Genomic DNA, 8,021 nt, shown 5'->3' with positions numbered 1-8,021 from the left:
TGTTGAAATGTTCCGCAAGCTTCTCGACGACGCTCAGGCAGGTGACAACGTTGGTCTCCTCCTCCGTGGCGCTGAAAAGAAGGACATCGTCCGTGGCATGGTTCTCGCCGCTCCGAAGTCTGTCACTCCGCACACCGAATTCAAGGCTGAAATCTACGTTCTCACTAAGGACGAAGGTGGCCGCCACACGCCGTTCATGAACGGCTACCGTCCTCAGTTCTACTTCCGCACCACCGACGTTACCGGCACGATTCAGCTCCCGGAAGGCGTCGAAATGGTTACCCCGGGTGATACCGTCACGATCCACGTGAACCTCATCGCTCCGATCGCCATGGAAAAGCAGCTCCGCTTCGCTATCCGCGAAGGTGGACGTACTGTTGGTGCTGGCTCTGTTACCGAAATCATCAAGTAAGGAATAATCATGGCTGGTGAACGCATCCGTATTCGCTTGAAGAGCTTCGATCATCGTATGATCGACCGCTCTGCTCAAGATATCGTGAATACAGCTAAGAACACTGGGGCTCGTATTGCAGGCCCCATCCCTCTCCCGACGAAGATCCAGAAGTATACGGTGCTCCGCTCTCCGCATATTGACAAGACTTCTCGTGAACAGTTCGAATCCCGTACGCACAAGCGTCTTATCGACATCCTTGATGCTACGCCGCAAACTGTAGATTCCCTCATGAAACTTGACTTGCCGGCAGGCGTTGAAGTCGAAATTAAGGTCTAATAACAATGAACGGTATTCTCGCAAAGAAATTGGGAATGACCCAAGTGTTCACGGAACAGGGCGAATGCGTCCCTGTCACGGTTCTCGAAGCCGGTCCGTGCGTGGTCGTTTGCCATAAGACAGAAGAGAAGGACGGCTACACTGCTGTCCAGATCGGCTTTGGTCTCAAGAAGGAACAGCGCGCCAATAAGGCAGAAGTCGGCCATTTCAAGAAGGCTGACGTGGCTGTTCGTGAACACCTCGCTGAATTTGATGTCGCTGATCTCGAATCCTGGCCGGTTGGCAAGGAATTCGGCGCTGCCGACTTCGCTGATGCAAAGACTGTGAACGTCTCTGGCATCTCCAAGGGTCATGGTTTCTCTGGCACTATCAAGCGCCACGGTTTCCATAGCGGTCCTCGTTCCCATGGTACGCACAATATGCGCGAACCGGGTGGTACGTCCGCTCACTCCTATCCGGGCCGTGTTTTCCCGGGTAAGCGTATGGCTGGTCAATACGGCAACAAGAAAGTGACCGTGAAGCACCTCCAGGTCGTCAAAGTTGATGGCGACCGCAACCTGATCTTCGTCCGTGGCGCTGTCCCGGGCCCGAAGAACAGCATCATCGTGGTGAGGAAAGACTAATGGCTAGTGCAAAGCTTTTCGCCGCTACTGGCGATTTTAAGAATGATATCCAGCTCCCGGCTCTCTTCGACCAGGAAGTCAACAAGGTCTGCATGTACCTCCACATCAAGGCTATCCTGAACAACAACCGTCAGGGTACTGCTCAGACTAAGTCCAAGGGCGAAGTCAGTGGCGGTGGCCAGAAGCCGTGGAAGCAGAAGGGTACCGGCCGCGCTCGCGCTGGTCAGAACACCTCTGCAGTTTGGGTTCGTGGTGCTAAGGCACACGGTCCGAAGTCTCATGACTACTTCGAAAAGGTGAACAAGAAGGTCAAGAAGATCGCTTTCTACTCCGCTCTCGCCAACAAGGCTAGCGAAGGTAAGGTCTCCGTGTTCGAAGCTCTCAGCTTCAGCGCTCCGAAGACTAAGGATCTCCTCTCTGTTCTTTCCAAGTCTGGCATCGAACAGCGCAACGTTCTCTTCATCGTTAGCGAAAAGGATCAGAACCTCTATCTTTCCTCTAACAACATTCCTTGGTGCCGCTGCGCTCGCGTAGCTGACGTCAACACTTACGATGTTGTTCGTGCAAATAACGTTGTCATCTCTCAGGCTGCTCTCGCAGAACTTGAAGGAGGCCGCTAATGAAAGAAATTCGCGAAATCCTCGTTGCTCCGCACGTTACCGAAGAAACCATGAAGAACATGGTCAACCCGCGTAACGACGTGCACAAGTACGTGTTCAAGGTCGCCATGGACGCTTCTAAGGAAGACATCAAGGCCGCTATCGAAAAGCGCTTTGAAGTCAAGGTCGCTAAGGTCAATACTTTGATCAACCGCGGCAAGATCAAGCGCGTCCGCATGGTCGCTGGCAAGAAACCGAACTGGAAGAAGGCCTACATCACATTGAAGGCCGGGCAAAAGATTGCCGAGTTTGAAGGAGTATAACCATGGGTCTGAAATCTTATCGCCCGATTACCCCGACACTGCGTTACAAGCAGATTGGTGACCGCAAGGAACTCTCTGCTGTAAAGCCGTACAAGCCGCTTACCGAAGGTATCAAGCGTAGCTCCGGCCGTAACAATGCTGGTGAAATTACCTCCCGTCGTCGTGGTGGTGGTCACAAGAAACTGTATCGTATCATTGACTTCAAGCGTCAGTTTGCCGGTCTCTCCTGCACTGTCGAAACGATTGAATACGATCCGAACCGTACCGCTCGCATCGCTCTCGTCAAGTACGAAAACGGCAAGCGCGCATACATCATCGCTCCGGCCGAAATCAAGGTTGGCGATGTGCTGAACGCTGGTGAAGGTGCAGAATTCCGCGTAGGTAACGCAATTCCTCTCCGCGACATTCCGCTCAACACCATTATCCACAACATCGAAATGAAGCCGGGCAAGGGTGCCCAGATTGCTCGTTCCGCTGGTGCCGGTGCAGAACTGGTTGCCAAGGACGGCAAGCTCTGCCAGGTCAAGCTTCCGAGTGGCGAAGTCCGCTACATCCCGGAAGACTGCCTCGCTACCGTTGGCCAGGTTTCCAATATCGATCACATGAATGAATCCTCGGGTTCTGCAGGCCGCTCTCGCTGGCTCGGCAAGCGCCCGGCCGTCCGTGGTGTCGTTATGAACCCGGTCGATCACCCCCTTGGTGGTGGTGAAGGTCGTACCTCTGGTGGTCGTCATCCGTGCTCTCCTTGGGGTAAGAACTCTAAGGGTGCAAAAACTCGTAACAACAAGCGTACTGATAAGTTCATCGTACGTCATCGTCAGAAGAGGGCCTAATTCATGTCTAGATCCCTTAAGAAAGGTGCGTTCGTGGATTCCCACGTTCTCAGCAAGGCCCAGGCGATGGCCGGTTCCGACAAGAAACAGGCTATCAAGACCTGGTCCCGTCGTTCCACAATCGTCCCGGATATGGTCGGACTCACGTTCTCCGTCTATAACGGCAAGCAGTTCCTTCCGGTTTATGTCACCGAAAACATGGTTGGCCATAAGCTCGGCGAATTCTCCATGACCCGTACTTTCCGCGGTCACCGCAAGACTGAAACTGCTGGAGGCAAGAAATAATGCAAGCTGTTGCTAAAGTTAAAAACGTCCGTTACGGCGTTCGCAAGCTCCGTCGCGTAGTCGACCTCGTTCGTGGCAAGTCCGTCAGCGAAGCCTTCGCGATGCTCTCCATCCTCCGTACGCAGACCAAGGGTGCTCCGCTGGTTGAAAATGCTCTCAAGTCCGCTGTCGCTAACTTGAAGCAGAAGTCCGCCGCTCCGGTTTCCGCCGAAGAAATCGTGATCAAGACCATCACTGCTGATGGTGGTACGATCATGAAGCGCATTCACCCGCGTTCCCAGGGCCGTGCTTTCCGTATCGAAAAGCCGCTCTCCCACATCACCGTCGTTGTCGCAGACAAGGAGAATTAACAATGGGTCACAAAACTCATCCTAATGGTCTTCGTCTTGGCGTTATCCGCGGTTGGGAATCCAAGTGGTATGCCGAAGACAAGTTTGCCGATCTTCTCTATGAAGATATCGTGCTCCGTCGCTACTTGATGAAGCGTTTCGAACATGCCTCCCTCTCCAAGGTCGGCATCGAACGTACCGTCAAGAAGGTGAACGTTAACCTCTATACCGCTCGCCCGGGTATCGTTATCGGTAAAAAGGGCGAAGAATTGGAACGTTTGAAGGGCGAACTCCAGTTCCTCACCGGTAAAGAAATCTATATTGCAGTCCACGAAATCAAGCGTCCGGAAACTGATGCCAAGCTCGTGGCTGAAAACATTGCTCGCCAGCTCGAAAAGCGTATTTCTTTCCGCCGTGCCATGAAGCGTGCTATCCAGTCCGCTATGCGCATGGGTGTGGAAGGTATCAAGGTGCAGTGCGGTGGCCGCCTCGGTGGTGCCGAAATTGCCCGCGTTGAAAAGTATGCTGAAGGCCGCGTGCCTCTGCACACTCTTCGTGCTGACATCGACTACGCAACTGCCATCGCTAAGACCGTTTATGGTGCCATCGGTATCAAGGTGTGGATCATGCACGGTGAAAAGATCGGTAAGGACGTCATGAACGACAACAAGAGAGAGAAGTAATTATGCTGAGTCCGAAAAGAACATTGCATCGTAAGCAAATGAAAGGGCGCATGAAGGGCGTCGCCTCTCGTGGCAACTATATCGCCTTTGGCGAATTCGGTATCCAGGCTCTTGAAAAGTGCTGGCTCACCGCTCGCCAGATCGAAGCTGCTCGTATCGCCATGACTCGTAAGATCAAGCGTGGTGGTCGCGTGTGGATTCGCGTCTTCCCCGATAAGCCGATTACCCGTCACCCTGCAGAAGCCCGTATGGGTAAGGGTAAGGGCGCAGTCGAATTCTGGGCAGCCGTAATCCTCCCGGGTCGCATCCTTTTTGAAATGGGTGGTGTTGAACGCGAACTTGCCATGGAAGCTCTCCATGTCGCAATTCAGAAGCTCCCCCTTAAGTGCAAAATCATCGAAGAATCGGAGATCTAATGAAAGCACGTGAATTGAAAGAACTGGGCGTTGACCAGCTCAAGGAAAAACTGGCTCAGTTGAATCTCGATTTGTTCAATTACCGCATGACTGCGAAGCTCGGTAATTTGGAAAAACCCTCTGTGATTCAAGCTGCCCGCAAGGACATCGCCAGAATCAAGACCATCCTCAGCGAAAAGGCCAAGGCATAAGCCGGCAGGAGCAGGAAATGGAAAGAAACCTTCGTAAAGTCAAGCAGGGTATCGTCTCCTCCGACAAGATGGACAAGACGATTACGGTTGTGGTCGAAAACCGCAAGCGTCACCCGATGTACAACAAGATCATGACTACGACCAGCAAGCTCAAGGCTCACGATGAAAAGAATGAAGCCGAAGAAGGCGACTTGGTCGAAATCATGGAAACTCGTCCCCTCTCTGCAACGAAGCGCTGGCGCCTCGTCCGCATTGTGGAAAAGAAGAAGTAAACTCCTGGAGTAAGGCGAATATGATTCAAGAAGAAACCAGACTCGTCGTGGCCGATAACAGTGGTGCCAAGGAAGTCGCCTGCATCCGTGTTTTGGGTGGCACAAACCGTCGCTATGCTAGCATCGGTGATGTCATCAAGGTAGCCGTTAAGGACGCTATCCCCCAGAGCAAGGTGAAGAAGGGTTCCGTGGCCGACGCCGTCGTCGTCCGCACAGCTAAAGAAATCGCACGTCCGGACGGAACGTTCATTCGTTTCTCCGACAACGCAGTGGTTCTCATCAACAAGGATGGCGAACCGCGTGGAACCCGTATTTTTGGACCGGTGGCTCGTGAACTCCGCGACAAGAAATACATGAAGATCATCTCCCTCGCACCTGAGGTTCTGTAATGGCTAACATCAAGAAGAATGATAACGTCAAGGTGATTTCCGGTGCCAATAAGGGCAAGACCGGCACCGTGATCAGTGTCAAGGATGGCAAGGTGACCGTTTCTGGCGTCAACGTCTGCAAGCGTCACGAAAAGCCGTCTCAGACCAATCAGACTGGTGGCATCGTTGAAAAGGAATTGCCGATCGACATTTCCAACGTGATGCTTCTCGAAGGCAACACTCCCGTTCGTACCCGCATCGTTCGCGAAAAGGGTAAGAAGGGCGTTCGTACCAGTGTCAAAACTGGAAAGGCTGTGTAAGGTAACGCAATGAACCAGATGAAGCAATTCTATCTCGAAAAGGTCGTTCCGGCCTTGCAGCAAAAGTTTGCCTACAAGAACGTGATGCAGATTCCGCGTCTCGAAAAGATCGTGCTCAACATGGGCGTGGGCGCCGCTTCCCAGAACCGCAAGATTCTCGACGAAGCTGCTGACACTCTCACTGCTATCACCGGTCAGAAGGCTATTGTCACTAACGCTAAGAAGGCTGTCGCTAACTTCCACCTCCGTGAAGGTATCGGCATCGGTGCTAAGGTCACACTTCATGGCGACAACATGTGGGACTTCCTCTATCGTTTCATCAACATCGACCTTCCGCGTGTCCGCGACTTCCGTGGTCTCGCACGCCGTGGCTTTGATGGCATGGGTAACTTCACCCTCGGCATCAAGGAACAGACGATCTTTGTTGAAATCGACATTGACAAGATTTCCCGTACCTTCGGTATGGACATCTCTTTCGTCACCTCCGCTAAGACGGACGACGAAGGCCGTGCCCTCCTCGAAGAACTTGGACTCCCCTTCAGGAAGTAAGGTAATACCATGGCAAGCAGAAGAATGATTGAAAAATGCAAGCGTACTCCGAAGTATACCGTTCGTGGGTACAACCGTTGCAAGCGTTGCGGTAGGCCGCACGCCTTTATGCGCCGCTTTGGCCTTTGCCGTATTTGCTTCCGCGAAATGGCACTCGCCGGCGAAATCCCCGGTATCACAAAGTCGTCTTGGTAAGGAGAGTATAAAATGGCAATGACAGATACTATCGCCGATATGCTCACCCGTATCCGCAATGCCTCTACGGCAAAGCTCCCCGTGGTGGACATTCCTGCCAGCAATCTGAAGCGTGATATTGCACGTGTGTTGCAGGAAAAAGGTTTCATTAAGAAGTTCGTCGTCGTTGATGACGGTAAGCAGGGCATCCTCAAGGTCCTCCTCCGTTACACGAAGGGCGAATCCGCTATCCAGGGCCTCCAGCGCGTTTCTACGCCGGGTCTCCGTCACTACGTTGACGTGGCCAAGCTTCCGCGCGTTCGCAACGGCCTCGGCTATGCTATCATCTCCACATCTAAAGGTGTCATGACTGACCACGAAGCCCGCGAACTCAAGGTGGGTGGCGAAGTCATCGCAAAGGTATGGTAAAGATGTCCCGTATCGGTAAAGCTATTATCACTATCCCGGCTGGCGTTAAGGTTAACGTCAACGGTCAGAACATCAAGGTCGAAGGCCCGAAGGGCAAGCTCGAAACGACAGTTCACGAACTCATCTCCATCAACCTCGATGGCGACAAGCTCTCCTTCACCCGCCCGAATGATGAAAAGTTCACCCGCGCTATGCACGGCACCACTCGCGCTCTCGTCAACAACATGGTCGAAGGCGTGACCAAGGGTTTCCAGAAGACTCTCGAAATCGTTGGCGTTGGCTACCGCGTCGAACAGAAGGGCAAGGACCTCAACTTGGTTCTCGGCTTCTCTCATCCGGTGATCTTCAAGGCTCCGGAAGGCGTTGAACTGAAGGCTGTTGATCCGCTGAAGATCACGATCTCCGGCATCGACAAGCAGAAGGTTGGCCAAGCTGCAGCAGAAATTCGCAAGTACAGAAAGCCTGAACCGTATAAGGGCAAGGGCATCAAGTACGCTGGCGAAATTGTGCGTCGCAAGCAAGGTAAGAAGACAGGTAAATAAGGGTAAACTATGACTGCAATTGCTAAAAAAAGAATCCAGTCCAGAATCGCACGCCACGAACGCGTACGCAAGTCTGTTGTCGGAACTGCAGAATGCCCTCGTTTGGCTGTTCGCCGTTCCTTGTCTCACATGATTGCCCAGATCTTTGATGACGAAAACAACAAGTCTGTCGCTCAGGTCACCACAGCTTCCAAGGAATTCCAGGGTAAGTTTGGTGAAATGACGAAGACCGAACAGGCTAAGCAGCTCGGTCTCCAGATTGCTGAACTCGCCAAGTCCAAGGGCATTGAATCCGTGGTCTTCGACCGCGGCGGTTACATCTATCACGGTCGCGTTCAGGCTCTCGCTGAGGGAG

At 52.9% G+C, this 8,021-nt stretch carries 19 protein-coding genes; all 19 read left to right on the top strand.

Going from position 1 to position 8,021, the window contains the following annotated elements:
- Positions 1-412, top strand: a 412-nt coding sequence (locus ACJMM9_RS00095; RefSeq protein WP_405322710.1) for an EF-Tu/IF-2/RF-3 family GTPase, incomplete at its 5' end; no start/stop codon positions are given.
- A 9-nt stretch (positions 413-421) separates the two neighbouring features.
- Positions 422-730, top strand: a complete 309-nt coding sequence (gene rpsJ / locus ACJMM9_RS00090; protein WP_014546117.1) for a 30S ribosomal protein S10 — start codon at positions 422-424, stop codon at positions 728-730.
- 5 nt (positions 731-735) lie between these two features.
- Complete coding sequence (gene rplC / locus ACJMM9_RS00085; protein ID WP_014546116.1) at positions 736-1,353, top strand: 50S ribosomal protein L3; 618 nt, start codon at positions 736-738, stop codon at positions 1,351-1,353.
- On the top strand, positions 1,353-1,973 hold the full coding sequence (gene rplD, locus ACJMM9_RS00080) for a 50S ribosomal protein L4 (RefSeq protein WP_405322707.1): 621 nt from the start codon (positions 1,353-1,355) through the stop codon (positions 1,971-1,973). The genes rplC and rplD overlap by 1 nt, the downstream gene beginning before the upstream one ends.
- Positions 1,973-2,275 (top strand): 50S ribosomal protein L23, encoded by a 303-nt coding sequence (gene rplW, locus ACJMM9_RS00075; protein WP_405322705.1) that lies wholly within the window; start codon positions 1,973-1,975, stop codon positions 2,273-2,275. The genes rplD and rplW overlap by 1 nt, the downstream gene beginning before the upstream one ends.
- Before the next feature lie 2 nt (positions 2,276-2,277).
- Positions 2,278-3,108, top strand: a complete 831-nt coding sequence (gene rplB, locus ACJMM9_RS00070) for a 50S ribosomal protein L2 (RefSeq protein ID WP_014546114.1) — start codon at positions 2,278-2,280, stop codon at positions 3,106-3,108.
- 3 nt (positions 3,109-3,111) lie between these two features.
- Positions 3,112-3,393: a 30S ribosomal protein S19 gene (rpsS, locus tag ACJMM9_RS00065; RefSeq protein ID WP_014546113.1), complete on the top strand. Its 282-nt coding sequence runs from the start codon at positions 3,112-3,114 to the stop codon at positions 3,391-3,393.
- On the top strand, positions 3,393-3,743 hold the full coding sequence (gene rplV, locus ACJMM9_RS00060; RefSeq protein ID WP_014546112.1) for a 50S ribosomal protein L22: 351 nt from the start codon (positions 3,393-3,395) through the stop codon (positions 3,741-3,743). Before rpsS ends, rplV begins: the two co-directional genes overlap by 1 nt.
- A gap of 2 nt (positions 3,744-3,745) precedes the next feature.
- Positions 3,746-4,405 carry a 30S ribosomal protein S3 gene (gene rpsC, locus ACJMM9_RS00055; protein ID WP_014546111.1) on the top strand — a complete coding sequence of 220 codons (660 nt, stop codon included), beginning with the start codon at positions 3,746-3,748 and terminating at the stop codon, positions 4,403-4,405.
- 2 nt (positions 4,406-4,407) lie between these two features.
- Entirely contained in the window at positions 4,408-4,821 is a 414-nt protein-coding gene (rplP, locus tag ACJMM9_RS00050; RefSeq protein ID WP_014546110.1) for a 50S ribosomal protein L16, read from the top strand.
- Positions 4,821-5,012, top strand: a complete 192-nt coding sequence (gene rpmC / locus ACJMM9_RS00045; protein WP_014546109.1) for a 50S ribosomal protein L29 — start codon at positions 4,821-4,823, stop codon at positions 5,010-5,012. Before rplP ends, rpmC begins: the two co-directional genes overlap by 1 nt.
- 17 nt (positions 5,013-5,029) lie before the next feature.
- A complete protein-coding gene (rpsQ, locus tag ACJMM9_RS00040) occupies positions 5,030-5,284 on the top strand; it encodes a 30S ribosomal protein S17 (RefSeq protein WP_015732012.1) in 255 nt (84 codons plus the stop codon).
- 20 nt (positions 5,285-5,304) lie between these two features.
- Positions 5,305-5,673 (top strand): 50S ribosomal protein L14, encoded by a 369-nt coding sequence (gene rplN, locus ACJMM9_RS00035; RefSeq protein WP_015732011.1) that lies wholly within the window; start codon positions 5,305-5,307, stop codon positions 5,671-5,673.
- The gene (gene rplX, locus ACJMM9_RS00030; protein ID WP_073442651.1) at positions 5,673-5,972 is read left to right on the top strand and encodes a 50S ribosomal protein L24; all 300 of its coding nucleotides are present in this window, start codon (positions 5,673-5,675) and stop codon (positions 5,970-5,972) included. Before rplN ends, rplX begins: the two co-directional genes overlap by 1 nt.
- A gap of 9 nt (positions 5,973-5,981) precedes the next feature.
- On the top strand, positions 5,982-6,521 hold the full coding sequence (gene rplE / locus ACJMM9_RS00025) for a 50S ribosomal protein L5 (RefSeq protein ID WP_014546107.1): 540 nt from the start codon (positions 5,982-5,984) through the stop codon (positions 6,519-6,521).
- A gap of 9 nt (positions 6,522-6,530) precedes the next feature.
- Entirely contained in the window at positions 6,531-6,716 is a 186-nt protein-coding gene (locus ACJMM9_RS00020) for a type Z 30S ribosomal protein S14 (RefSeq protein WP_014546106.1), read from the top strand.
- Positions 6,717-6,728: 12 nt separating this feature from the next.
- Positions 6,729-7,124: a 30S ribosomal protein S8 gene (rpsH, locus tag ACJMM9_RS00015; protein ID WP_014546105.1), complete on the top strand. Its 396-nt coding sequence runs from the start codon at positions 6,729-6,731 to the stop codon at positions 7,122-7,124.
- A gap of 2 nt (positions 7,125-7,126) precedes the next feature.
- Positions 7,127-7,666 (top strand): 50S ribosomal protein L6, encoded by a 540-nt coding sequence (gene rplF / locus ACJMM9_RS00010; protein ID WP_014546104.1) that lies wholly within the window; start codon positions 7,127-7,129, stop codon positions 7,664-7,666.
- 9 nt (positions 7,667-7,675) lie between these two features.
- Positions 7,676-8,021 (top strand): 50S ribosomal protein L18 (gene rplR, locus ACJMM9_RS00005; protein ID WP_405322698.1); only part of this gene is annotated, 346 nt, incomplete at its 3' end.

Source organism: Fibrobacter sp. (genome assembly GCF_045112255.1).
Taxonomy (GTDB): domain Bacteria; phylum Fibrobacterota; class Fibrobacteria; order Fibrobacterales; family Fibrobacteraceae; genus Fibrobacter.
This window is presented reverse-complemented; position numbering and strand designations above follow the sequence as displayed.

Bases quoted from the DNA above. Each gene is read 5' to 3' on its own strand.
- rpsJ (WP_014546117.1), top strand. From the start codon at position 422: ATGGCTGGTGAACGCATCCGTATTCGCTTGAAGAGCTTCGATCATCGT.
- rplC (WP_014546116.1), top strand. From the start codon at position 736: ATGAACGGTATTCTCGCAAAGAAATTGGGAATGACCCAAGTGTTCACG.
- rplD (WP_405322707.1), top strand. From the start codon at position 1,353: ATGGCTAGTGCAAAGCTTTTCGCCGCTACTGGCGATTTTAAGAATGAT.
- rplW (WP_405322705.1), top strand. From the start codon at position 1,973: ATGAAAGAAATTCGCGAAATCCTCGTTGCTCCGCACGTTACCGAAGAA.
- rplB (WP_014546114.1), top strand. From the start codon at position 2,278: ATGGGTCTGAAATCTTATCGCCCGATTACCCCGACACTGCGTTACAAG.
- rpsS (WP_014546113.1), top strand. From the start codon at position 3,112: ATGTCTAGATCCCTTAAGAAAGGTGCGTTCGTGGATTCCCACGTTCTC.
- rplV (WP_014546112.1), top strand. From the start codon at position 3,393: ATGCAAGCTGTTGCTAAAGTTAAAAACGTCCGTTACGGCGTTCGCAAG.
- rpsC (WP_014546111.1), top strand. From the start codon at position 3,746: ATGGGTCACAAAACTCATCCTAATGGTCTTCGTCTTGGCGTTATCCGC.
- rplP (WP_014546110.1), top strand. From the start codon at position 4,408: ATGCTGAGTCCGAAAAGAACATTGCATCGTAAGCAAATGAAAGGGCGC.
- rpmC (WP_014546109.1), top strand. From the start codon at position 4,821: ATGAAAGCACGTGAATTGAAAGAACTGGGCGTTGACCAGCTCAAGGAA.
- rpsQ (WP_015732012.1), top strand. From the start codon at position 5,030: ATGGAAAGAAACCTTCGTAAAGTCAAGCAGGGTATCGTCTCCTCCGAC.
- rplN (WP_015732011.1), top strand. From the start codon at position 5,305: ATGATTCAAGAAGAAACCAGACTCGTCGTGGCCGATAACAGTGGTGCC.
- rplX (WP_073442651.1), top strand. From the start codon at position 5,673: ATGGCTAACATCAAGAAGAATGATAACGTCAAGGTGATTTCCGGTGCC.
- rplE (WP_014546107.1), top strand. From the start codon at position 5,982: ATGAACCAGATGAAGCAATTCTATCTCGAAAAGGTCGTTCCGGCCTTG.
- ACJMM9_RS00020 (WP_014546106.1), top strand. From the start codon at position 6,531: ATGGCAAGCAGAAGAATGATTGAAAAATGCAAGCGTACTCCGAAGTAT.
- rpsH (WP_014546105.1), top strand. From the start codon at position 6,729: ATGGCAATGACAGATACTATCGCCGATATGCTCACCCGTATCCGCAAT.
- rplF (WP_014546104.1), top strand. From the start codon at position 7,127: ATGTCCCGTATCGGTAAAGCTATTATCACTATCCCGGCTGGCGTTAAG.